This window comes from Streptomyces sp. NRRL F-5755 (genome assembly GCF_001279365.1).
In the GTDB taxonomy this organism is placed as follows: Bacteria; Actinomycetota; Actinomycetes; order Streptomycetales; family Streptomycetaceae; genus Streptomyces; species Streptomyces rimosus.
In genome coordinates this window covers 1-23,391 of record NZ_LGCW01000034.1, presented here as the reverse complement: position 1 = coordinate 23,391, position 23,391 = coordinate 1, and the positions used below count along the sequence as shown (strand labels likewise).

Genomic DNA, 23,391 nt, shown 5'->3' with positions numbered 1-23,391 from the left:
ACCCCACGCCACCCGCCCCATTCGATTCCGCTCCAGCCCGCTCCCCGGCTGCCTCCTCCCTCCAGCCAGCTCAGCGCGTCTCGCGCTCCGCGCTTCCGACGCAGCCCCACATCCCGCAGGGCAGGGCACCACCCCACTGCACACGGATCGCCAGATCGGCAGGAGCCCCTAGCCGCAGGGCACCAGCCCCGATGGTTACGGGGCGGACACACCACCTTCCGAAGTCACGCTTCTGACCCGCCAAGCCCCGAACCGCCTCCCACCGCACGAGGCGTAACGAGGCAAACCCAACGCCAAGCCAGCCCAGACACAACCCACCGGCTCCTCACCCCGGCTCTAGCCAAGGCCCGCGACCCAACGCCCGTCAGAGCCACCCGCCCGCTCAGCCCCGCCAGCCCCCTCCCCACAGGAACCCCCTCACCCCGCCACCACCGGCACCCCCCTCCTAATCCCCGTGCGCAGTTCCAGCGCCCAATTAATGTCTTCTGCCGTGGGGCAGTCGCGGCCGGCCAAGTCGGCCGAGGTCCAGGCGACGCGGAGTACGCGGTCCATGCCGCGGGCCGTCAGCAGGCCGGTTTCCAGGTCTCGTTCTGCTTGGGCCGTGGCGCCGGGGGCCACTCGCCAGCGGGTTCGTAGTTCGTGTCCCGGAACCTCGCTGTTGGTGCTCCACGGTGTGTCGGCGAAGCGTGCGGTGGCGCGATCGCGGGCGGCTCGTACGCGTTCGGCCACTTCGGCGGTGGATTCGGCTCCCTGCGTCGGCGTGAGCAGTTCGGAACGCGCCACCGGCTCGACCATCACCCGCAGGTCGACGCGGTCCATCAGCGGGCCCGACAACCGAGCCCGGTAACGCCGGATCGTGGATGGACGGCATTCACAGCCGCCGCCGAGCGTGCCGTGGCGGCCGCAAGGGCACGGATTCGCTGCCAGGGCGAGCAAGAACTTTGCCGGCATCCGCATCATCCCGGCGGCCCGTGCGACCACGACATATCCGCATTCGAGCGGCTGTCGCAGGGCGTCCAGAACGCGGGCGTTGCATTCCGCAGCTTCGTCGATGAAAAGTACGCCGTTGTGTGCCAGCGACACGGCCCCCGGACGGGGCAGCCCGCTGCCGCCACCCACGAGAGAGGCCATCGTCGCGCTGTGGTGCGGTGCGCAGTACGGCGGGCGATCCACCAGTGGCTGCCCCGGTGGCAGAGCACCGGCCACCGAATGCACCGCCGTCACCTCCAGCGACTCTTTCGGGGAGAGACGAGGCAGAAGGCCGGGCAGGCGTTCGGCCAAGAGAGTCTTCCCGGCTCCCGGTGGGCCCATGAAGAAGATGTGGTGGCGTCCGGCTGCCGCTACTTCCAGGGCTTTTCTGGCACCGTGCTGTCCGGCGACGTCCGAGAGGTCCGGTACCCGGTCCCCCTGTATGCGCTCCGCGCCGATGCCGCTGCCGGGCACGGCCAGCCCCGCCAGCAGCGGGTCCGGACGTCCCTCCGCCGTCGGGTCCGCGTCCTCTTCTTCCGGTACCGGCTCGTCGGTGAGCACCGCGATCAGCTGTCGGAGGCTGCGGACACCGAGAACTGCCACTCCTGGGACAAGCGACGCTTCGGCCACTGCCCTCTCCGGCACGACGACCTGGCGGTACCCCGCGTCGGCCGCGGCCAGGACCGCCGGGAGCACTCCACGCACCGGCCGGACGCGGCCATCCAGCCCCAGTTCGCCGATCATGACGAGGTCGGCCAGCTCGCGTGGGTCGATACGTTCCGCGGCGCCGAGGACCGCACAAGCCACCGCGAGATCGAATCCGCTTCCGCCCTTGGGGACCGAGGCGGGGCTGAGCCCGACGGTGAGCTTCTTCTGCGGCCACTCGCTGCCGGAGTTGACCACCGCGGCCCGCACTCTGTCACGCGATTCGATCAAGCTCTTGTCGGGCAGTCCGACCAGGGTGAAGGCCGCCACGCCCGGTTCCAGGTCCGCCTGGACCTCCACGACCACCCCCTCGACCCCGACCAGCGCGACCGAACACGTTCGGGCGAATCCCATCTCAGGTCACCCCCCGTACGTGCTCCACGAGCGGGGCGCCGCGAGAGGGCAGCACCACGCCGATCACATCGATGCGCACTCCACCGGGCGGCGGACCGCCGTGCTGCTCCAGCCAGCGTTCGGCCAGGCGGCGGAGACGGGCGGCCTTCTCGGGGCGTACGGCGGCCATCGGGTGTTCGTACGCTCCCGCGCGGCGGGCCTTGACCTCGCAGAGCACCAGCGCGTCACCATCGGCGGCCACGATGTCGACCTCGCCGTCCTGGCAGCGCCAGTTCCGGTCGAGGATGCGCATACCCACGGCGGTCAAATGTTGTGCGGCCAGGTCTTCGCCGTACCGCCCGAGCGCCCGTCGCGCGCTGGTGACGCGTGGAGCACTGGGGTCCGGGACCTCGATGGCGAGGCGTCGGGGCCGGCGCCGGGCTCGGGGGCCTGCGAGGCTTCCCTGAGTGCGCGGGGGCCCACTCCCGCGGCTCATGATCGTTCGGGCGCCCCGGACCCGTGGCGCGGCAGGGGCCGACCGGCCGTCCTCCGGGCTGCTGCCCCCGCCTCCGCCTGCGGTTGCCTGGGGCTCTCCCCCGTTCGCAGCGATGTGCGCGGGGTCATTGGCGGGATTGTTCGTGGCGTTCACTCGGCACCACCTCCGGCACCGACTGTGACGCTTCAACCCAGACTTATTGGATCTTGGTGGACAACCAACCGGTTGTGGATAACTCCGTCACTCATCCCGGTGACGAACGGCGCCAGCCGGATGGGAGGCCGTGACAGGGGGTAGAGGCTGCGGCTCGGCGGAGGCGGCCATGCCCCGGCCGACCAGGCCCTGCCCCCGTCTCAGCTGCCCGGAAGGTCCAGATCGCTCTTGTTCAGCTCTTCGATGTTCACGTCCTTGAACGTCAACACCCGGACCTGCTTCACGAAGCGAGCCGGCCGGTACATGTCCCAGACCCAGGCGTCCGCCATCGAGACCTCGAAGAAGACCTCACCCTGCACGGAGTGCACCTGCATCTCGTAGTCGTTCGTGAGGTAGAAGCGGCGCTCGGTCTCGATCACGTACTTGAACAGCCCGACGACATCGCGGTACTCCCGGTAGAGCTTCAGCTCCATCTCGGTCTCGTACTTTTCGAGGTCCTCGGCGCTCATCGCAGATCCCCTTCAGCCGTGCGTCCCCCCATTGTGCGTCAGACGCTCTCGGTAGCCAGCAGCACCGGCGCGCCAGGGGGCCCCTCGTCGAGCAGCCTGCGCAGCAGCTCGGCGAATGTCGTCGGATACACCGTCTCATGCGACGCGGAAAGTTCTTCCGAAGTCCACCACCTCAGTCCCGAGACACTGCGCCGCTCAAGATCCGTCTGCCCCGACATCTCGGTTGCAGTCCGATTCGTACGGCCCAGGTAGTACCACTCGTCCTGATCCCAGCGCCGCCCGTCGAAGGGGAATGAGCAGTGCCGTTTCCACAGCACCGGGCCCAGCTCCACGTCGGTGATCCCGGTCTCCTCGGCCAGCTCCCTGCGGGCCGCCTCCTCGCGGGTCTCCGTACCCTCCAGGCCGCCACCCGGAGTGAACCACCACGTACTGGACGGATCGCCCGGCTCGTAGCCGTGCAGCAGCAGGACCCGGTCGTCCGGGTCGAGCAGCACCACGCGTGAGACCTGCCGTACCTCCGTGGGCAGGTGATCCGCGCCCGAGCATCCTCCGCTCACCCCTGTCCCCTCGTCAGGACCTCCGGCCGACGCAACGCCCCCACCAGCGGCTACATCCCCACCCGGCACGCTCCGCTCCAGCCCCCCACTCGCCTCTTCCACCACCTCAGCCACTCCTCCGCCTCCTGCGCCGCGCCACGGGCCCGTACGCCGCGCCTCCCAGGATCATTACCGCGCCGACGACGACCGCGAAGACGATGATCTTTACCGGGCCGGGCTGCGATGTCCCGCCGGGCATCGCCGCGAATCCGGTCGGGCGTTCCACCATGCCCATGCTGCCGAGCGGCCATGCCCGGGCGTCCACCCGCGCGTCCACCGCGGTGCGCGACACGGTGCCGTGATCGGCGTCCTGGAGGTGCGTCCGGGAGTCCAGCGAGTCGTTGCGGTGGTCGCCGAGCAGGAAGAGCTGGCCCACCGGGACCTTGGAACTGAAGCCGGTCGGCGAGGCCGGGCCCTTGGCGTGCAGATACGGTTCTTCGACGGGCTTGCCATTGATCGTCAGCCGTCCGTCCTTGCTGCAGCAGGCGACCGTGTCACCGCCGACCCCGACGACCCGCTTGACCATCGGCAGATCGCCCCAGACGGAGTCCCGGAAGACCACGACGTCGCCCCGCCGCACCTCCGCGCCGTCCACCTGCTCGGCCAGGACCCGATCCCCCACCCCGATCGTCGGTGCCATCGAATCGGTCGGCACCGTGTAGGGGCGATAGGTCAGCGCTCCCCATACGAAGCCGCCCAGGAACAGCACACAGCCGACGGCCATGACCACTCCGGACAGCACACCGCCCGTCGTACGGCCGCGGTCGTCGCCCGTCCGCTCTCTGCTGCTCATCCCAGCTCCCGCCCCGCGAGCCCGACCCGCGTCAAAGATCTGCGACGGCACCCTACCCGGGGGTACGTTCCCCAGTCAGCAGCATGAGCCGTCCGGACAGCGAAACACCGGGTACGCGCGGATGCGTACCCGGTGTTCGAGTTCAGCCGGCTATGGGACCGCGCACTTCGTACGCGCCCGGGTCACCCGTTCAGTCCGACGTCTGCGCCTCGGCCCGAGCGGCCCGCCTCCGGCGCCGCCACAACACGATCGGCACCGCGCCGGCGAGTCCCAGCGCCGCCGGGGTCGCCGCCATGGCCTTGTTCAGCGCGGGCTGGTCGAACGTGTCCGGCACCGACAGCCACGACCAGCGGTTGATCGGCCAAGCGATGGTGAAGGCGCGGCCCACGACCTGCTTGGTCTCGACCGTGCCGTTGCCCTTGAGGTTCGTGTGGTAGCGCGAGTCGAGGGAGTCCTGGCGGTGGTCGCCCATGACCCAGATGCTGCCCTTGGGCACCGTCATTTTGTCGATGTTCTTGTCGCCGCAGGGCGTGTTGCCGGGGAAGAGGTACGAGTCCTCCTTCAGCGGCGTGCCGTTGACCTTGACCGGGCCGTTGCCGTGGCACTCCACCGTGTCGCCGCCGACCGCGATGACCCGCTTGATCAGGTCCTTCTCCTCCGCCGACGGCATCAGGCCGATGAAGCTGAGGACCTGCTGCAGCGCGTTGGGCTCGGGGGTGGACACCTCGTTCAGCCAGCCGCCCGGGTCGTGGAAGACGACGACCTCGCCGCGCTCCGGCTCCGAACCGAACCAGGGGGTGAGCTTGTCCACCAGGACCCGGTCACCGCGCTGCAGGGTGTCCTGCATCGAGTCCGACGGGATGGAGAACGCCTGCACCAGGAACGTCTTGATGACCAGCGCCAGGACCAGCGCGATTCCGATGAGAATCGGCAGCTCTTTCCAGAAGGCACGCGGCTTCTTGCCCTTCTTCACGCTGCCGCTCTCCTCCTCGTCCCCCGGCTGTTCCTTGTCCATCGAGACTCCCGGACCGGGCGGCTGCCCGGGGCCCGCCGGCTGTCCGGGTTCCGCCGACCGCGCCGGTCCGCCGGACGCGGCGGCCTGTGAGGACTCACCGCTTCCTGCCGGCTCTTCGGGCTCTTCGGTTCCGGACCGTGCGCCGACCGCCAAGTCCCCCACATCCACTCCTTACTCCACGCCACCGCCCGCCCGATCGTCGGTGCAGGCCCACCACTCCCATAACGAGCGGGAGTTCCGCAGGGGTCGGGAGTACGGACAAACTGTCGGAGGACACCCTATGCGGCACGTGCCCCGACGTCGCCCTCGCACCCGGCGCGTCGCGTACGGTCGCGTAGGTCTCCGGCTCCTCCAGACGGCGCCAGTGCCCCACCGGCCAGGCGATGACCACCGCCCGGCCCACCACGCTGTCGACCGAGATCGTCCCACGGTACGGCTCGTCCAGGTGATACCGCGAGTCCGCCGAATTGGAGCGGTGATCGCCCATCACGAAGATCCGCCCGGCGGGAACCTTGACCTCGAAAGTGAACTGCGAGGGCGGATTGCCCGGATGTATGTACGGTTCGTCCAGGGGTGTGCCGTTGACCGTGACGCGCCCCTGCTTGTCGCAGCACTTGACCGTGTCGCCCCCGACGCCCACCACCCGCTTGATCAGGTCCTGTTCGTCGGCGGACGGAAGCAGTCCGATGAAGGTCAGGAATTCCTTGATCTGCTTGACCACGACGGGGTCGTCGGCGGGCTTGACCTGCTCGCCCTTGAGCCAGCCCCCGGGGTCCTTGAAGACGACCACGTCACCGCGCTCGGGCTCGGAGCCGAACCAGGGGGTCAGCTTGTCGACCAGCACCCGGTCGCCGATCCGGATGGTCTGCTCCATCGAGCCAGAGGGGATCACGAATGCCTGGACGAGAAAGGTTTTGAGCACCAGTGCGATGGCCAGGGCCACGCCGATGAGAATCGGTATTTCCTTGAGGTAGGAGCGACGCCTGCGGCGTTTGATGCGGCGCGCCTGGCGCCGCCGCTCGGCGCGCCCTCCTCTGGCGGGCTTGATCGTACGTGTGACGACGCCGGGGTCACCGTCGTCCTCCGCGGTCCCGAGGCCGTACGCTCCGCCGACGTCACTCCTGGTGCCCCCGCCTGCATACGCCCCGCCCCCGTGCCCCCCGGTTCCGTACGGCCCATCCGCGTACCCGTCGTACCTTTCGTACGGCCCCTCGGCGTACCCGTCGTACCTCCCGTACGCTCCGGCCTCGTACGTCCCGTACGAATGCTCCCCGTACGCCCCCTCGGCGCCCACCGCGCCCGCATCCGCCTCCGAAACCCCCCGCTGCCCGCGTTTGGGCCGCCCCCGGTTACCCATGGCTGCCTGCCGGGCCCGGTATGCCGTCGAAGGCAGGCGGGCGGTGCAGGGCCGTCCAGTGGCCCACCGGCCAGGCGATCCAGTCGGCGCGGCCGATCACCTTGCCGACCGGGACGGTGCCTCCGCCCGGTTCGCCGAGGTGGTCCCGTGAGTCACGTGATCTGCCGCGATGGTCTCCCATGACCCACAGTTTCCCCTCCGGCACCACGATGTCGAACGCGTCGGAGGACGGCGCGTCCCCCGGGTACAGATAGCCCTCGGCCACCGGCTCGCCGTTCACCTTGATACGCCCCTGTTTGTCGCAGCAGGTCACCCGGTCCCCGCCGACGCCGATGACGCGCTTGATGTAGTCGGTGGCCGGGGGCTCGGCCAGGCCCAGCGCCGCGCCCGCTCCCCTGATCAGCCCGGTGACCGGGTTCTCCGACGGTTCGTCCTGCAGGAACGAACCGGTGCCGTCGAAGACGATCACGTCGCCCCGGCGCGGCTCGCCGCCGAAGCGGTACGCCAGCTTGTTCACCAGCACCCGGTCGCCGATCCGCAGAGTGTTCTCCATGGAGGAGCTGGGGATCAGGAAGGGCTGTACGACGAAGGCGCTGAGCAGCAGCACGAACGTCACGCAGACCGCCAGCAACAGGACGGGCCGGTGCCACAGGGCCACCAGGACCGCCGCCGGCCGGGACACGAGCCGCCGGAGGCGGGGGGCCCGGCGCCGCGCGACCTCTTCCTGGGCAGCCGCGTCCTGGGCCGACTGCTCCTCAGAGGCGGGCCGATCTGCCTCGTCCTCCTTCTCGGAGGAGGGGCGCGCGGAAAAACACGCGGAGCGCGACCCCTGCTCCGGCCCCTGCGCGGGGGCGGGAGAGCGGTCGCGCTCCGAAAGCTGTGCGTCGGTGTCCATCGGACCCTGAGCCTATCCGGCCGGTCCAGGACGCCGGACGTCTGTTCAGCTGTCGCGCTTCTCCTTGATCTTCGCGGCCTTGCCGCGCAGCTCACGGAGGTAGTACAGCTTGGCGCGACGCACGTCACCGCGGGTCACCAGCTCGATCTTCTCGACGATCGGGGTGTGCACGGGGAAGGTGCGCTCGACGCCGACGGAGAAGCTGACCTTGCGGACCGTGAAGGTCTCGCGCACGCCGGCGCCCTGACGGCGGATGACAACGCCCTTGAACTGCTGCACACGGGAGCGGTTGCCCTCGATGACGCGCACGTGGACGTTGACGGTGTCACCCGGGCGGAAGGCCGGGATGTCGCTGCGCAGCGACGCGGAGTCGACGGAGTCGAGGAGGTTCATGACCCACTGCTTTCTTCGTTGATGCCACAGGTCATCAACGGAACCGGAAATGATGATTGAGGTTGCCGTTCCGTCGGGCGGGCGTCGTTCCCCCTGTGGCAGGGGCGCGCGCCGGACGCACACAGCAGCGGCCTATTCTTCCACGGCGTCGCGCGTACGCCCAAATCGACCGTCCGTTCCCTCGGCCCAGCCCAGGATCGAGAGGGTTTCGCGGTCCTTCTTGTCGAAGGCGGCCGGGTCGGCGCGCTCGATGAGGTCGGGACGGTTGCGGTCGGTACGGCGGAACGCCTCGTCGCGGCGCCAGCGGGCGATCTTGCCGTGGTGGCCGCTGAGCAGCACCTCGGGGATGCCGCGGCCGCGCCACTCGGGCGGCTTCGTGTAGACCGGCCCTTCCAGGAGGTCGGCCATCGCGCCGGGGGCGAAGGAGTCGTCCTGGTGGGAGGCCGAATTGCCCAGTACGCCGGGGAGCAGCCGGGCGACGGCCTCGACCATGACCAGCACCGGGGCCTCGCCGCCCGCGAGCACATAGTCGCCGATGGAGACCTCGCGGACGTCCACGCGGTCGCCGTACTCCTCGATGACGCGGCGGTCGATGCCCTCGTAGCGCGCCGGGGTGAAGACCAGCCAGGGCTTCTCGGAGAGCTCGACGGCGAGCTGCTGGGTGAAGGGCCGGCCGCTCGGCGTGGGGACGACGATGACCGGCTCGCCCTCCTGGGAGTCGATGATCGAGTCCAGCGCCTCGCCCCACGGCTCGGGCTTCATGACCATGCCAGGGCCGCCGCCGTACGGTGTGTCGTCGACGGTGTTGTGCTTGTCGTGGGCCCAGTCCCGCAGGTCGTGGATGCGTACGTCCAGCTGGCCGCGGGCGCGCGCCTTGCCGACCAGGGAGACGTTGAGCGGGTCCAGGTACTCCGGGAAGATCGTGACGATGTCGAGCCGCATCACACGTCCTCGCCCGCGTCACGGGCCGAGGCCACCTCGGCCTGGCGGTCGTCGAGCAGACCGACCGGCGGGTCGACGACCGCCTTCTGCTCGGCCAGGTCGATCTCCGGCACGATCTCCGAGACGAACGGGATCATGATCTCGCCGCCGTCCGGGCGGCGGACGATCAGCAGGTCCTGGTAGGGCAGGTGGGAGATCTCGGTGATGCGTCCGACGGGCGTGCCGTCGGTGGTGACCACGTCGAGGTCGATGAGCTGGTGGTCGTAGAACTCTTCGGGGTCCTCGGGGACCTCTTCGGGGTCGACCTCCGCGATCAGGAGCGTGTTGCGCAGCGCCTCGGCGCCCGTACGGTCGCGGACGCCCTCGAAGCGCAGCAGCAGGCGCCCGCTGTGCACCCGGCCGGTCTCGATGGTCAGCGGGCCGGCGGTGGGCGGGTCCGTGGCGAGTACGGCGCCGGGCGCGAGCCGCAGTTCCGGCTCGTCGGTCCGCACCTCGACGGTGACCTCGCCCTTGATGCCGTGGGCGCGGCCGATCCGCGCGACTACCAGCTGCACAGTGGCCCCTCTTCGCGGCGGCCGCCGCCGCTGGTGCGGTGGTGGCGCTCGCCGTCGTGGTTCATCGATCGGTGATTTCTGTCATAGCGGCATCGTCGCAGACGCCTATGACAACGGGCCGGGGTGAGCCGTAGCCCTCCCCGGCCCGTGCCGGTACTGCCTGATCCGGGGCCTGCCCCGGTTCTGCTCAGCGGACCTGGTCCACGTCGACGAGGTCGACCCGGATGCCACGGCCGCCGATGGCGCCTACGACCGTCCGCAGGGCACGCGCGGTGCGGCCGTTACGGCCGATCACCTTGCCGAGGTCGTCGGGGTGGACCCGGACCTCCAGCACGCGCCCACGGCGCAGGGTGCGCGAGGCGACCTGCACGTCGTCGGGGTTGTCGACGATGCCCTTTACGAGGTGCTCGAGGGCCTCCTCGAGCATGATCAGGACTCGGTCGACTCGGAGGTGGACTCGGCCTCGGCCTCGTCCGCCTTCTTGTCAGCCTTCTTCGCCTTCGGGGTGATCGCCTCACCCTTCGGCTCGTCGCCGGCGTCCTTGGCCAGGGCCTCGAACAGGGCGCTCTTGTCGGCCTTCGGCTCGGCGACCTTCATCGGCGCCGGGGCCGGCAGGCCCTTGAACTTCTGCCAGTCGCCGGTGACCTTGAGGATGGCCAGGACGGGCTCGGTCGGCTGCGCGCCGACACCCAGCCAGTACTGGACACGCTCGGAGTCGACCTCGATACGCGACGGGTTCTGCACCGGGTGGTACAGACCGATCTCCTCGATAGCCCGGCCGTCACGGCGGGTACGGGAGTCGGCGATGATGATGCGGTAGTGAGGCGCGCGGATCTTGCCCAGACGCTTCAGCTTGATCTTGACTGCCACGGGAGTGGTGTCTCCTGGTCTTGACGTGGTTGGGCACAACGGGATGCCACGTGGGGTTGCGGTACTCGGAGTGCCCGATGGACGCGCCAGCCGGAGGAGAGAGGGGTCCTGTGCGACTGTCGAGTACAGCTAGCCATTGTGCCACACCACTCCAGGTCAGCCGACCGCGGCCACCTCGGGAATCCGGAACGGCTTGCCGCAGCCGCCGCAGACGATGGGCGCCTGCGCCAGCACGGACGGGACGACCCGGACATTCCTGCCGCAATCACAGACAGCCTTGACGCGGACGCCACCACCGGACGAGCCGTGCCGCGCGGCCGGCCCCCGGAAGCTGCGGGCGCTGTCGGCCGTGGTCGCGGCGGAGTGCGCCTTGAGTGCTCTGGCGAGCCGCTCGATGGTGGGGCGGTAGCGCCTCCGGGCCTCGGGGTTGAGCGTGACCAGCGAGAAGCCGCTGCTCGGGTGCGGCTCGTCCACGTGGTCGAGGCCCAACTCCTCGGCGATCGCGAGGAATCGACGGTTGTGGTAGCGGCCTGCGCGTGAGGTGTCGCGGACGCCGCGGGCGGCGGCGATGCCGTGGACTGCCTCATGCAGCAGCCGTTCGAAGGAGAGCTCGGCGCCACAGGCGGACGACGACTCCCCGATCAAGGACTCGGGCGCGGCCAGATCCGGCAGCTCGGGGTGGTGCCGTTGAATGTCGGCCCACGCGAGCGCCAGCTCGGCGGCGAGAACAGGCGGTGTCGTGCTCACGTCGTGACAACGAGCCGGGCCCATCCAGTGTTCCGATTACGGGGCATCTCAAATAATTTGCACGTACCGGTCAGTTTCTGGTCATGGGTTTCGAGGACGGCGTGTGCGCAGAACTGCGGAGAAGGCGCGCGTCGGGTGGCAAGCCGGGGCGTACCCGCGCGTACGCCCCGGCGCGTAAGAGATGTGTACGCGCCGGGGCATCCGTGGTCCATGGGTCACGGCGTGGCACCGGTGGAGCCCGGTGGGACTCGGCGGCGTGCGCGACGATCGCGATGCTATCGGGAGGCGCGTTCGCGCCCGGCACCGCCCCGCCGTCTGTTTGCAGACACCGTACGGCTGTCGCACACCCGGCGGGTGTGCTCCGCGGGCGGCGGGGATGCGGGCCCTGCCGGAGAGCACGCTCGTTCCGACCGCCGCCCCGGTGGGCCTCTCCGCGGGCACCGGATCCGGGGTACGCACCGCCGTCTCCGCTCACGGCCCTGCCGGGACGCCCGCCACCGCAGTACGCCGACGGCCCGAAACCCCTGTTGTCCACGGGAAATACCGTCCGCCTGAGATGCGAGCGCGGGCGCCTTCGCTCTGGCGCACGTGGTACAGGCGCGACAGTTTGCGTCGCCGTCCCGGAAAGCACCCCGGCGCACTGAGGGGCGCGCGGGAGACAACCCCGGCGCACCCCTGGACTCTGGCACGGATGGGGAGTTGTCTGGAATGCGGGGGCGCACGACGCGAACACAGGGGCGGGACACGGGGGCGATCGATCACTGACAGCTTCGGGTTCTCGGCGGATTGGGGCGCTTTCGATGACACCCACGCTCGTACGGCATCACCTCCGGCAGTCCGGCTCTCCCGGTTCGTACGGCTCCACCGCACCGGCCGACCCCTGCGCCCGCGCCCGTGACTGGGCCGAGATCCAGGAACGGATGCTGGTGCCGCTGTACGAGGCCGTCTACGACCGGATGGACGTCGGGCCGCACACCAAACTGCTGGGCCTGGGCTGCGGTTCCGGGCTCGCACTGCTGATCGCCGCCGCCCGCGGCGCGCAGGTCTGCGGCGTGGACCTGGACGAACAACGACTGGATCTCGCGCGGGAACGGCTGGCGCCCGACTCCGCGCGTGAGGCTCGGGACAGCGCGACGCGTGCCACCGTGCTGGCGTGCGGCGGCCCGGAGCAGACGGCGGACTCCGGCGGCGGCGCGTTCAATCTGGTGACGGCCTTTCACCCGGTGGGCTGCGTCAGCAGTATCGAGGGCCTGACCGCTTCCCTGGTGACGGCGGCCGGGCTCACCGAACGCGGCAGTCCCGTGGTGCTGGGCGGCTGGGGGCCGGTGGAGAGGTGCGCCACGGCGAGCGTGCTGCGGGTGGCCCAGCGGCTGGCCGATCCCTTGCGCACGGCGGGCGGCTGGCGACCCAGCGGTCGGGACGACCTTGAGGAACTGGCCAGCCGGGTGGGACTGCGGCCCGATGGTTCGGGGCGGGTGGCTTGCCCGTTCGGCTACGGCGACCTGCCGAGTGCGGTACGCGGGCTGCTGTCCACGGGGTTGTTCGACGCGGCGCTGGAGGTCACCGACCAGGCCCAGGTGGAGAAGGAGCTGAGCGAGTCGCTGCATCCGCACCAGCGTCCGGACGGCACGGTCTGGATGCCGAATGTGTTCCGCTATCTCATCACCCGCACGTGACTTCCGCGGTTCCCGCCGACGCTGCCGATCCTTTCGACTCTGCCGATGATCTGACGCCCTGATCTCCGAGACCCGCCAGCTGTCCGTACGGTCTGCCCGCCTCCGGCCGGGGCTTCGCCCGCCGCGGCGCGGGCTTCCCGGAACGGCCGGCGCACGCTGTGCCGCATGCTGCCCGTGCCGCGCTCCGCATCCGTTCCTTACGCCGTTACGGCAAGCGGCGCGGGCGATCGCTGCTGCAAAGAGTGTCGACGCACGTCTCTCCCGCCCCTCCTCCCGAACCGCGAGCACGCCGAGCGCGTCACCGCGGCGCCTCGCCCCTTCACCCTTACGAGCGATAGCCAATATCCAGAATTCTGGTTACTGTCATTTCCATGAACAGCATCGACGAACGGTTCCTGACCCGCAACGGACACGCGGCCCGACGGCTCGCCGCCCTTCTGATCAATCAACCCACCGAAGGCGAGGCCGCACGACTCCCCCGCGTACGCGACCTGGCCGCGGAACTCGGGGTCGGCAACGGCACGGTGCAGGCCGCGCTCCAACTCCTGGAGGAATCAGGGGCGATGGACACGGTGGCCCGCGGGCACCTCGGCACCTTCCTGGTCCGTGCCGACCGCGCCATACTGTGGCGCCTCGCGGGGCTGGGCACCGTCCTCGCCGCGATGCCGTTGCCCCACTCGCGTCGCCGCGAGGGCCTGGCGACCGGCTTGCGCGGCGCGTTCGAGAAGACCGGCGTGCCTTTCGCGATCACCTTCATGCGCGGTGCGGCGACCCGCGTGGCGGCTCTGCTGGACGGGAAGGCCGATCTGGCGGTGCTGTCCCGCTTCGCCGCCGACGCACTGCTGGAGCAGCATCCGATCGAATTGCTCGCTGATCTTGGGCCGGCCACCTATGCCGGCGCCCACGGACTGCTGCTGCGGCACGGCGTCCAGCCCGACAGCGAGGGCCTGCGGGTCGCGGTGGACAACACATCAGAAGATCAACGGGCCCTGACCGAGCGGGCGTTCGCAGGCCGGACGGACGTGACCTGGCTGGAGAGTTCGTTCATGCAGCTGTACGACCTGTTCGCGCAGGACCGCGCCGACGCCACCGTCTGGAATCTCGACGAGGTACCAGGACAGCTGGCCGGAGAGGTGGATGTGCTGCCGCTCGACGTCGAGGTCACCGGCGATTTCTCACCCCGTAGTTCCAGCGCGGCACTGATAGCCCGGAAGGAGGGCAGCGAGGCGCTGGCCGCGGTGAGTGGGGCGCTCGACCTGGAGGCGGTGACCAGCTGGCAGACAGAGGTGCTGCGAGGGGAGCGCATGCCTTCCTACTGAGGTTGCCGATCGGCCGAGGGGCCGGACCTGGTCGTGTTGGCCAGGCCGCACGCCCGGCCAGACCCGGTGAGAGCTGAGGCACCGGTCGAACCACGGCACCAGGTCTGCCCTCGGCTCCGCATCTGCTCTCGGCACCGGGCCTGCCCCGGCACCCGGTCCGGCTGTGGCATTGGGCCTATCCGCGTCATCAGGCCCGATCGCCGGTGACACCTCCGCGTTTCGCACGCGGTTCGAGAAGACAAGACCTGTCTGTTGGCTGATGGAAGGTGAGGGGCGGTCATGGAAACCCTGCTCGCGCGGCGGATCCGGCTCTTCGTGGAGAGCGGTCAGGTACGGCCCGAGGTCGCCACGTTCGTCCGGGCCGAACTGGAAGTACTGGCCGCCGAAGGGTGCGCGGTCACCGAGGACTCCGCGGGCATGCTCACCAGCCATCTACTGATGGCGCTGACCCGGTTGCAGGACGGCGAGCCGGTGGAGGAATTCCGCGCCGACGACGTGGCCGCCGCGGAGCTGGCGGACCACCCCCGAGCCGTCCGGCGGGCCCGTGCCGTCTCCATACGGGCCGAGCGCGCCCTCGGCGCCCCGCTTCCCGAGTCCGAGATCAGTTTCCTGGCGATGCACTTCGCCGTACTGCGAAGGGACACACCATGACGACCATCCTCACCGGCGGCGTCGGCAAGACCGAGGTCGCGGACGCGGTGCGGCGGCTGGCGCCGCCCGGCGTCGAGGTCGTGGTCAGCAACGACATGGATGCCGTGGCGCTACTGCGAGCCGGCCGGGCCGACTACTTCCTGGGGACCTGCCAGACCGGGGCCGGGGCGTCGCTGGGCGTCCTGGTCGGGCTGATGGGCGCCGCCACCTGTCACACCTTCGGCCGCTCCGTCCCCTCCGGGGAAGAGATCAACACCTTGCTGGACCAGGGCAAGAGAGTGTTCGGCTTCGCCGTGGACCAGGTGGATGCGATCACGCCGGCGCTGGTCGGGGCCATAACCGACCGAGCCTGACCGCGCCGGCCCCCTCGGGTTCCGGCCGGGTTCGGCCCCGCGGTCCGTACGTTCCGTTGACATGCCAGGGCACAAAGGAGTGACCCGTGAGCAGCACCGTCCTCGCCGCGAGCACCGGTCTCGACTTCTCGCTCGCGCAGCAACTGACCGTCGTGGCGCTGTGCGCGCTGACCGCCTTTCTCGCGCACCTGGCACTGGCCGTCTTCAACGACGGTGTCCGGCCCTTCCTGCTCGACTTCGTCCAGGGCCGTACGACCCGGAGCGCCACCACGGCGGTGTCCTTCGGTCTCTCCGCCGGGTTCATCTTCGGGCTGGGCGCGCCGATGGCGCTCGCCTCCGGGGTGCTCAACCCCTGGCTGCTGTTTCTGCCCACCGACATTCTGGGGCTCCTCGCGCCGAAGAAGTGGCTCGCGCCGCTGTTGGGCGGCGCGTGGGGTGGCGTGGTCGTGTTCGGTCTGAAGGGCGCCAACGACCTCGCGCACGATCTCCCGGTCGACTTCCTGACGGCCCTGCAGCAGATGGCGACGCCGATCCTCTTTCTCTTCACGCTGTTTCCGGTGCTGGCGATCACCAAGCAGTTCGGGAAGCTGCTCGGCGGCCTGGCCGGTGTGGTGGAGCTGGCGCTGGTCGTGCTGACGATGAAGGTGTGGCCCGACGTGTTCGCGGGGGCGCCGGCCATGGCGGTCGGTGTGCTGCTCCTCATCGGCTTCGCGGTGGCCAGGGACGTACGGCAGCGCCGGGCGGCGGAGCGGGCCGTCGCGGGCACGGTGCCACCAGCGGGCGAAGAGGCCCCGGTGGTCACGGCCGGCAGGCCGTCCGGAGGCGTGGATCCCATGGCGTCGCTGTTCGGGGCCAGCGCGGCGCGGCTGCGCCGGCACCTGCCGTTGTTCATGGTGCTGGGCGCGGGGATCTGTCTGCTGAGCCAGCTGCATGTGTTCGGCGGCGGGGAGGCGACCAGCTTCCTGGTCGCCGAGGGGCAGTACGCGGAGGCCGCACAGGTCGACTTCTACCGGTCCCTCGGGTTCATTCCGTTGATCGCCACCACCGCGCTGGCCTCCGGCGCGTACGGCATCGTCGGCTTCACCCTCGTCTACCCCATCGGTTATCTGCTGCCGAGCCCCTGGCCGGCCTTGGTCTGCGGTGCCCTGGTCTTCGCCGCCGAGGTGCTGGCGCTGAGCTGGATCGGCAAGGCGCTGGGCAGGCTGCCGTCGGTGCGCGACTCCTCGGAGCATCTGCGCGGCGCCATCGGCGACACCCTGCACCTGGCGATTCTCTTCGGTTCCCTGCTGGCGGCCCATGCCATGGGCGGCGGGCTCGGGATTCTCATAGCCGGCGGCCTCTACCTGCTGAACGAGGCCACGGGCCGGGTGGTGGTCCGGATGGCTGCCGCGCCCGCCGCGGTCGTGGTGACCGGCATCGTCCTCAACGTTCTCCACTGGCTGGGCCTCTTCACCCCGATCAAGACCTGAGCAGGCGTGTGGGTGCGCCGGGAAGGCAGCGCGTCATGAACTCTCTCCTGCGGACCGTCACCGGCCCGCTGTCCGTAACCGCCGTGCAGGGCCCCGTGCTCGCCCACGAGCACCTGGCCCTCGACCTTTCCCGCCCCACCGACCGTACGGCTTCGCTGACGGCCCGGCACGCCATGGCGGTGACCGACGAACTGACCGGTCTCCGGCGCCAGTTCGGGCTGTCGCTCGTAGTCGAGCTGACCTGTCGGGGCATGGGGCGGGACCCCGCTGCGCTGGCCCGCATTTCCTGGGCGTCCGGGGTCGCGGTCGTGGCAGGAACCGGGTGGTATCACGAAGCCTTCCATCCGGCCGAGGTGGAGGGCGTGAGCGTCGAGGAGCTGGCGAACAGGCTGGTCGAGGAGATCGAAGGCGGCATGGACGCCGATGGGCCTTCCCCCGGTGTCATCGGAGAGGTCGGCAGCCACGGGGACCTGCCGAGCGAGCCGGAGGTCCGTACGTTCACCGCGGCCGCCCGCGCCGCCGTCACCACGGGTCTGTCGCTGGCCACCCACGCACAGCTGGGGCGCGGCGGCCTCGCCCAGTTGGACGTGCTGACCGCGGCCGGGCTGGAGCCGCACCGGATCAGTATCGGCCACCAGGACCTGTTCGACGACGCCACAGTCCATCGGGAAGTGGCGGCGGCGGGCGCGTACGTCGCTTTCGACACCGTCGGGAAGGAGAGCTATCAGAGCGACGCGACCCGGCTGCGGCTGCTGCTCGCGTTGCTGGAGGCCGGGCACGCCGACCGCGTGCTGCTGAGCTGCGACATCTCGCGGCACAGCTATCTGGTCGGCGAGGGCGGTCATGGGTACGGGCATCTGTTCCGGTCGTTTCTGCCGCGCCTGCGGGCGGCCGGAGCCGACGACGAGCTGATCGATCTCCTGACCCGCCGCAATCCGCTGCGCTTCCTCACGGGCGGGGACGGGGCGGCCGGGCAGCCGGTCCGGCGCGGGGCCACGGTTCCGCTCCCGGAAAGCGGCTCGGCAGGAAGGGAGGCGCCGGCATGAGCGTGCGGTTGCCCCGGACGTTTCCGTTGCCGACGGTCGCGTTGGAGGACGCGGTGGCGAACCAGTTCCGGCTGATGGAGTGCGTCGCCCGGCATTTCGAGGGTCGGCAGCTCTTCGAGGCGGATGCGGGGGTGGTGCCGGGGCTGGGGCGTCCGCGTACCACCGCGCGGGTCGAGGCCGTTCTCGCGGAGTTCTTCGGGGCTCCGGCCGCGGCGCTGGTGCAGGGGGCGGGCACGGGCGCCATCCGGGCCGCGCTCGGCGCCGTGCTCGATGTGGGCGATCCGCTGCTCGTGCACCGCGCGCCGGTCTACCGCACCACCGGTGTCACCTTGCTCGGACTGGGGGTGGAGACGGTCGAGGCGGATTTCAACGATCGTGCCGCATTGGACCGGGCGCTGGCGTCCGGACGGTTCCGGTGGGCGTTCGTCCAGCACAGCCGGCAGCGGGCGGCGGATTCCCATGACCCGGGCGAGGTGCTCGCCGCCTGCCGGGCCGCTGGTGTGCGCACCATCGTGGACGACAACTACGCGGTCTTCCGGGTGCCGCGATGCGGTGTGGAACTGGGCGCGGACGCTTCCTGTTTCTCACTGTTCAAGCTGCACGGCCCGGAGGGGGTGGGCGCTGTGGTCGGATCATGGGACCTGGTGGAGCGGGTGCATGACGCCAACTACTCCGGCGGCGGCCAGGTGCAAGGCCACCAGGCGCTGGATGCGCTGCGGGCGCTCAGCCACGTACCGGTGATGTGGTCGGTGCAGTCCAGGGTGGGTATGGAGATCGCCGAGCGGCTGGCGGCCGGGGAGGTGCCCGGGATCGCCGAGGTGCGGATCGCCAATGTCCAGGACCGTTGTCTGCTGCTCCGGCTGGACCGGCCGGTCGCCCGCGCGGTGCCGGAGGCCGCGGCCCGGTACGGCGCCGCCCCGTATCCCGTGGGCGCCAACTCCCGCTATGAGATCGCCCCGCTCTTCTACCGCATGTCCCGGTCCGCCCTGGAGGACACACCGGAGCTGGCCGACTGGACGGTGCGGATCAACCCGATGCGAGCAGGCGCGGACCTGGTGATCGGCATCCTCCGGCGCGCCCTGCACGACCTGCGCGACGCTGCCGGGATCGGCTGCCCGGCCACCGCCGCCCCCGTACGTGCACCCGGTCTCGTACCGGCGCCCGCGTCCGATACCGCCTCCGGTACCCGACGATTCATCCCCAGCGCACACGGCACCCACGATCACCAGAAAGGAGGCTGACTCACCGTGTTCCTCGACACCGTCCTCACACGCAACCCGCGGCTGGTCGACTGCGCCGCCGGCCTGCACCACACCGGCACGGTGGAGCCCGACACGTACGTCGTGGATCTGGACGCCGTCGAGGCCAATGCCGCGCTGCTGGCGAAGGCGGCGAGGCGGCAGGGCCTCGGCCTGTGGTTCGTGGCCAAGCAGATCGGGCGCAATCCCGAGTTGGTCCGGGCCGTCGCGCGGCATCTCCCCCGTTTCGCCGCCATCGACGTGCGTGAAGCCCGCACTCTGCACGCGGCGGGCGCGCGGGCCGGAAATGTGGGCCATCTGGTGCAGATTCCCCACCGTGCAATGCCCGAGATGCTTGCCTGGCGCCCCGAGGTGGTCACCGTCTTCGATCTGGCCAACGCCCGTGCCGTCTCGGATGCCACGCGCAAACTGGGCCGCGTACAGGACGTTCTGGTACGGATCGAGGGCGCGCCCGGCACGGTCCATCCGGGACAGGAAGGGGGCGTGCCGCTCAGTGACCTGGAGGGCTTCGCTGCCGAGGCGGAGCGGATGCCCGGCATCCGACTGGCCGGAGTCACCGCCTTCCCGTCCGTCCAGTGCGACCCCAGGTCCGGGCAGCCGCACCCCACCGCCACCTTCGAACTGGCCCGTAGGGCGCATGCCTTGCTGGCCCAGCGCGAGCACACAGAACTGAAGCTGAGCGCTCCGGGCGTCACCTGCGCGGCCACCTTGCCGATGCTCGCCGGACTGAACGCCACGCACGGCGAACCCGGCCACGCGCTCACCGGCACCACCCCTCTGCACGCCATCGACCCGCAGCAGCCGGAGCGGCCTGCGTACGTATACGTCACCGAGGTCGCGCACCTCCTCTCCGACGGTCGGCCCGCACTCCACGGTGGCGGCTTCTATCCCCGTTCCGGCGTCAAGTCGGCGTTGATCCCCCGGACCGGCGCCCGGCTCGCCGTCCAGACGGTTCCCGCCGAGAACATCGACTACTACCGACTGCTGGCTCCCGGGGATGCCCGTCCCGGCGACACCGCGGTCCTGGCGTTCCGTACACAGATGTTCGTCACCCGTAGCAACGTCGCCGTCGTCGCCGGCCTGGGCGTTGGCAGCCCGCGGTTGACCGGCTGTTACGACGCGCTCGGCCGACCGCTTCCGGAGGTCGCGGGCGGGAAAGGAGCGGGTGGACCATGAGCAGGATCGTCATTCTCGTCATCGACGGCTTCGGGGTCGGCGCGATGCCCGATGCGGCAGTTTCGCGACCCGGTGACGCTGCCGCCGATACGCTGGGCCACCTCCTCAACGATCATCGTGCGGCCACCGGTCGCCGGCTCCCGCTGCCCGTCCTGGAAGCTCTCGGCCTCGGTCTCGTGCACCCGCATCCGGACCTCGCATCGACGCCGTCCCTCCCGGTGGCCGCGGGCCGGGCCGCGCTCGGCTATCCGGGCGCCGATACGTACGCCGGGCACCAGACGATGGTGGGGGCCGACTTCAGCCGGGTGGCCGTGGCGCGGCTCGCCGACCATCTCGACGAGGTCGCCGCGGCTCTCCGGGCGAGCGGGCGCCGTACGGAGTTGCTTGCCGGGCGCCCCCTGCTGGTCGTGGGCGGGCGGGTCCTCGTACACGACAACCTCGAAGCGGACCCGGGCGTCAACTGGAACGTCTCCGGCCTGCTGGAGGACGGCCCCTTCACGGAGATCCTCGACATCGCACGAGTGGTGCGTTCGGTGGCGCCGGTTGCCCGGGTGATCGCCGTGGGCGGCCGTGCCGACGGCCCGCTGGACACCTTCGTACGCGACGGTGGCCTCGGCACGATCGGGCTGGACACCCCGGCGAGCGGTTTCTACCGGAACGGCGGGCTGGCGGTGCAGCACCTCGGGGCACCGCTGGACCATTCCCGCCGACTGCCGGAGCTGGCGGCCGGGGCCGGTGTCCCCGTGACTCTGGTGGGCAAGGCCGCGGACGTTCTGGCCTGCGACGCGGCGCTGTGCTGCCCCTCCGTCGGCACCGCCGAGGTGCTCGGGCTCACCTTCGACGCCGTACGCCGGGCGTCGGATACCGCGCTGATCATCAGCAACGTTCAGGAGACGGACCTGGCGGGGCACCAGCAGGACGCCCCGCGTTACGCCGCCGTGCTCCGGCAGACCGATGCGGGACTGGGCACGCTGCTGGGGCTCCTTTCCTCGCCGGGCGATCGCTTGATCGTTACGGGTGATCACGGCAACGACCCGGTGATCGGCCACGCCCACCACACCCGTGAGTACGTGCCGGTGCTGATCCACCGCCCCGAGGCCAGGGGGTTCGACCGTCTGCCGACGGCCCGGACCTTGGCGGACGTGGGTGCCACGGCGGGGGCCGCGCTCGGACTGCGAGCTGCCGAGTTGGGGAAGGGCACCCCTCTGCTGCGGCCGGTGGGCGGATCGGCGGGTGTGCCGCGATGAGTACGCAGGCGAGCCCCCGACCGGGGGTCCGGCCAGGGGCTCGATCAGACTGCTGGGCGCCGGGTGCGGTTCCCGGTGTGACGCGGGCCGACCAGGAGCCGAAGGGGGCGCTAGCCCATGAACTTCTTGAACTCGTCGGGGAGTTCGAAGTTCTTCGCGTCGCCGCCGCCCTGCGGCAGGCCCAGCGGGTTGCCGGACTGTGCGGCCTCGCGGCGTGCGGCAGCGGCCTCCTCCTCGGCCTTCCGCTTCATGGGGTTGCCGCTCTTGCGCTTGCCCTTGGCCTGCTTCTGCTGCTTCTTCTTCTTGGCGCCACCGCCCATGCCCGGCATCCCGGGCATGCCGGGCATTCCCGGCATGCCGCCGCCCTGGGCCATCTTGGACATCATCTTGCGGGCGTCGAAGAAGCGCTCGACCAGGTTCTTGACCGCGCTGACATCGACACCGGAACCCTTGGCGATACGGGCCCGACGCGAGCCGTTGATGATCGTCGGATCCTGGCGCTCGCCGGGCGTCATCGACTTGATGATCGCGGCCGTACGGTCGACCTCACGCTCGTCCAGGTTGTTGATCTGCTCCTTCATCTGTCCCATACCGGGCAGCATGCCGAGCAGCTTGGAGATGGAGCCCATCTTGCGGACCTGCTCCATCTGGGCCAGGAAGTCGTCGAGGGTGAAGTCCTTGCCCTTGCTGCTCGCCAGCTTGGAGGCCATCTTCTCGGCCTCTTGCTGGCTGAAGGTCTGCTCCGCCTTCTCGATCAGCGTGAGCATGTCGCCCATGCCGAGGATGCGGGACGCCATGCGGTCCGGGTGGAACGCGTCGAAGTCGTCCAGCTTCTCGCCGTTGGAGGCGAACATGATCTGCTTGCCGGTGACGTGCGCGATGGAGAGCGCGGCACCACCACGGGCGTCGCCGTCCAGCTTGGAGAGGACGACGCCGTCGAAGCCGACGCCGTCGCGGAACGCCTCCGCGGTGTTGACCGCGTCCTGGCCGATCATGGCGTCGACGACGAACAGGACCTCGTCCGGCTTGACCGCGTCGCGGATGTCCGCGGCCTGCTGCATCAGTTCCTGGTCGATGCCGAGGCGGCCCGCGGTGTCGACGATGACCACGTCGTGCTGCTTGGCACGGGCGAACTCGATCGAGTCCTGAGCGACCTTGACCGGGTCGCCGACGCCGTTGCCCGGCTCGGGCGCGAAGATCGCGACATTGGCGCGCTCGGCGACGACCGAGAGCTGGTTGACGGCGTTGGGGCGCTGGAGGTCACAGGCGACGAGCAGCGGCGCATGGCCCTGCTGCTTGAGCCAGTTGCCGAGCTTTCCGGCGAGGGTCGTCTTACCGGCACCCTGCAGACCGGCGAGCATGATGACCGTCGGGGGGTTCTTGGCGAACCGCAGCCGGCGGGTCTCGCCGCCGAGGATGCCGATGAGCTCCTCGTTGACGATCTTGATGACCTGCTGGGCGGGGTTGAGCGCCTGGGAGACCTCGGCGCCGGTCGCCCGCTCCTTGACCTGCTTGATGAAGGCCCGGACGACGGGCAGCGCGACGTCGGCCTCCAGCAGGGCGATACGGATCTCGCGCGCCGTGGCGTCGATGTCCGCCTCGCTCAAGCGGCCTTTGCCCCGGAGGTTTTTGAAAGTACTCGCCAAGCGGTCGGAAAGCGTATCGAACACGGCGGTCGTCGATCCTCGGGGTCGGGGGCAGGGTCAAGTCGGCTTCTAGGGTATCCGCACGGGCAGGCAACGTGTCCCTGCCCGCCGGGGAGGGCCGCCGGGACGGGACTGCGCGCGACTGCGAGGGCGGTCCGCGCATGGCACGGACGCCTGCTGCGGGTGCCGCCTCCACCGTCTCACGGGGGTGGGGTGGGCGGG

The 23,391-nt window shown here is 70.3% G+C and carries 24 protein-coding genes; 9 read left to right on the top strand and 15 right to left on the bottom strand.

From position 1 onward, the window contains the following. Positions 1–417: 417 nt before the first annotated feature. The 14 genes from ADK86_RS06290 to ADK86_RS06225 all read right to left on the bottom strand — a co-directional run bounded on the left by ADK86_RS06290 (position 418) and on the right by ADK86_RS06225 (position 11,327). Positions 418–2,028 (bottom strand): YifB family Mg chelatase-like AAA ATPase, encoded by a 1,611-nt coding sequence (locus tag ADK86_RS06290; RefSeq protein WP_053695686.1) that lies wholly within the window; start codon positions 2,026–2,028, stop codon positions 418–420. Between the two features lies 1 nt (position 2,029). Next, positions 2,030–2,422, bottom strand: a complete 393-nt coding sequence (locus tag ADK86_RS06285; RefSeq protein WP_053695688.1) for a YraN family protein — start codon at positions 2,420–2,422, stop codon at positions 2,030–2,032. A 434-nt stretch (positions 2,423–2,856) separates the two neighbouring features. Then, entirely contained in the window at positions 2,857–3,165 is a 309-nt protein-coding gene (locus ADK86_RS06280) for a DUF2469 domain-containing protein (RefSeq protein ID WP_003980220.1), read from the bottom strand. Between the two features lie 38 nt (positions 3,166–3,203). Continuing rightward, positions 3,204–3,722: an NUDIX hydrolase gene (locus tag ADK86_RS06275; RefSeq protein ID WP_420718828.1), complete on the bottom strand. Its 519-nt coding sequence runs from the start codon at positions 3,720–3,722 to the stop codon at positions 3,204–3,206. 106 nt (positions 3,723–3,828) lie between these two features. After that, positions 3,829–4,554 (bottom strand): signal peptidase I, encoded by a 726-nt coding sequence (gene lepB, locus ADK86_RS06270; protein WP_053695685.1) that lies wholly within the window; start codon positions 4,552–4,554, stop codon positions 3,829–3,831. 190 nt (positions 4,555–4,744) lie between these two features. Then, positions 4,745–5,722 carry a signal peptidase I gene (lepB, locus tag ADK86_RS06265; RefSeq protein WP_053695687.1) on the bottom strand — a complete coding sequence of 326 codons (978 nt, stop codon included), beginning with the start codon at positions 5,720–5,722 and terminating at the stop codon, positions 4,745–4,747. After that, complete coding sequence (gene lepB / locus ADK86_RS06260) at positions 5,664–6,863, bottom strand: signal peptidase I (RefSeq protein ID WP_078951865.1); 1,200 nt, start codon at positions 6,861–6,863, stop codon at positions 5,664–5,666. Before lepB (ADK86_RS06260) ends, lepB (ADK86_RS06265) begins: the two co-directional genes overlap by 59 nt. Positions 6,864–6,918: 55 nt before the next feature. Continuing rightward, positions 6,919–7,821 carry a signal peptidase I gene (gene lepB / locus ADK86_RS06255; RefSeq protein WP_053695684.1) on the bottom strand — a complete coding sequence of 301 codons (903 nt, stop codon included), beginning with the start codon at positions 7,819–7,821 and terminating at the stop codon, positions 6,919–6,921. Between the two features lie 45 nt (positions 7,822–7,866). Continuing rightward, on the bottom strand, positions 7,867–8,214 hold the full coding sequence (rplS, locus tag ADK86_RS06250; protein ID WP_003980226.1) for a 50S ribosomal protein L19: 348 nt from the start codon (positions 8,212–8,214) through the stop codon (positions 7,867–7,869). Positions 8,215–8,346: 132 nt separating this feature from the next. After that, complete coding sequence (gene trmD, locus ADK86_RS06245; RefSeq protein ID WP_053695683.1) at positions 8,347–9,156, bottom strand: tRNA (guanosine(37)-N1)-methyltransferase TrmD; 810 nt, start codon at positions 9,154–9,156, stop codon at positions 8,347–8,349. Next, positions 9,156–9,710, bottom strand: coding sequence for a ribosome maturation factor RimM (gene rimM / locus ADK86_RS06240; RefSeq protein ID WP_030601353.1), 555 nt, complete (start codon positions 9,708–9,710; stop codon positions 9,156–9,158). The genes trmD and rimM overlap by 1 nt, the downstream gene beginning before the upstream one ends. A gap of 187 nt (positions 9,711–9,897) precedes the next feature. Then, positions 9,898–10,137 carry an RNA-binding protein gene (locus ADK86_RS06235; protein WP_003980229.1) on the bottom strand — a complete coding sequence of 80 codons (240 nt, stop codon included), beginning with the start codon at positions 10,135–10,137 and terminating at the stop codon, positions 9,898–9,900. Positions 10,138–10,139: 2 nt separating this feature from the next. Continuing rightward, positions 10,140–10,580, bottom strand: a complete 441-nt coding sequence (rpsP, locus tag ADK86_RS06230) for a 30S ribosomal protein S16 (protein ID WP_003980230.1) — start codon at positions 10,578–10,580, stop codon at positions 10,140–10,142. Between the two features lie 156 nt (positions 10,581–10,736). Then, positions 10,737–11,327, bottom strand: coding sequence for a hypothetical protein (locus ADK86_RS06225; protein ID WP_003980231.1), 591 nt, complete (start codon positions 11,325–11,327; stop codon positions 10,737–10,739). 800 nt (positions 11,328–12,127) lie between these two features. On the opposite strand from ADK86_RS06225, the gene ADK86_RS06220 reads away from it, so the two are divergent. The 9 genes from ADK86_RS06220 (at position 12,128) to ADK86_RS06180 (ending at position 21,523) form a co-directional block, all read left to right on the top strand. Next, complete coding sequence (locus tag ADK86_RS06220) at positions 12,128–13,003, top strand: methyltransferase domain-containing protein (RefSeq protein ID WP_053695682.1); 876 nt, start codon at positions 12,128–12,130, stop codon at positions 13,001–13,003. Between the two features lie 371 nt (positions 13,004–13,374). Continuing rightward, complete coding sequence (gene yhfZ / locus ADK86_RS06215) at positions 13,375–14,322, top strand: GntR family transcriptional regulator YhfZ (protein WP_053695681.1); 948 nt, start codon at positions 13,375–13,377, stop codon at positions 14,320–14,322. 279 nt (positions 14,323–14,601) lie between these two features. Then, positions 14,602–14,973, top strand: a complete 372-nt coding sequence (locus tag ADK86_RS06210; protein ID WP_053695680.1) for a PRD domain-containing protein — start codon at positions 14,602–14,604, stop codon at positions 14,971–14,973. Next, entirely contained in the window at positions 14,970–15,326 is a 357-nt protein-coding gene (locus ADK86_RS06205) for a DUF2620 domain-containing protein (protein WP_053695679.1), read from the top strand. The genes ADK86_RS06210 and ADK86_RS06205 overlap by 4 nt, the downstream gene beginning before the upstream one ends. A gap of 86 nt (positions 15,327–15,412) precedes the next feature. Beyond that, a complete protein-coding gene (locus tag ADK86_RS06200; RefSeq protein WP_053695678.1) occupies positions 15,413–16,795 on the top strand; it encodes a YhfT family protein in 1,383 nt (460 codons plus the stop codon). 35 nt (positions 16,796–16,830) lie between these two features. Then, positions 16,831–17,841 carry a phosphotriesterase family protein gene (locus ADK86_RS06195; protein WP_053695677.1) on the top strand — a complete coding sequence of 337 codons (1,011 nt, stop codon included), beginning with the start codon at positions 16,831–16,833 and terminating at the stop codon, positions 17,839–17,841. Then, positions 17,838–19,082: an aminotransferase class V-fold PLP-dependent enzyme gene (locus ADK86_RS06190; RefSeq protein WP_053695676.1), complete on the top strand. Its 1,245-nt coding sequence runs from the start codon at positions 17,838–17,840 to the stop codon at positions 19,080–19,082. Before ADK86_RS06195 ends, ADK86_RS06190 begins: the two co-directional genes overlap by 4 nt. A 6-nt stretch (positions 19,083–19,088) precedes the next feature. Next, positions 19,089–20,276 (top strand): alanine racemase, encoded by a 1,188-nt coding sequence (locus ADK86_RS06185; protein WP_053695675.1) that lies wholly within the window; start codon positions 19,089–19,091, stop codon positions 20,274–20,276. After that, entirely contained in the window at positions 20,273–21,523 is a 1,251-nt protein-coding gene (locus ADK86_RS06180) for a phosphopentomutase (RefSeq protein ID WP_053695674.1), read from the top strand. The genes ADK86_RS06185 and ADK86_RS06180 overlap by 4 nt, the downstream gene beginning before the upstream one ends. A 110-nt stretch (positions 21,524–21,633) precedes the next feature. On the opposite strand, the gene ffh is transcribed toward ADK86_RS06180, so the two are convergent. Further along, positions 21,634–23,193: a signal recognition particle protein gene (gene ffh, locus ADK86_RS06175; protein ID WP_030601382.1), complete on the bottom strand. Its 1,560-nt coding sequence runs from the start codon at positions 23,191–23,193 to the stop codon at positions 21,634–21,636. Positions 23,194–23,391 lie beyond the last annotated feature (198 nt).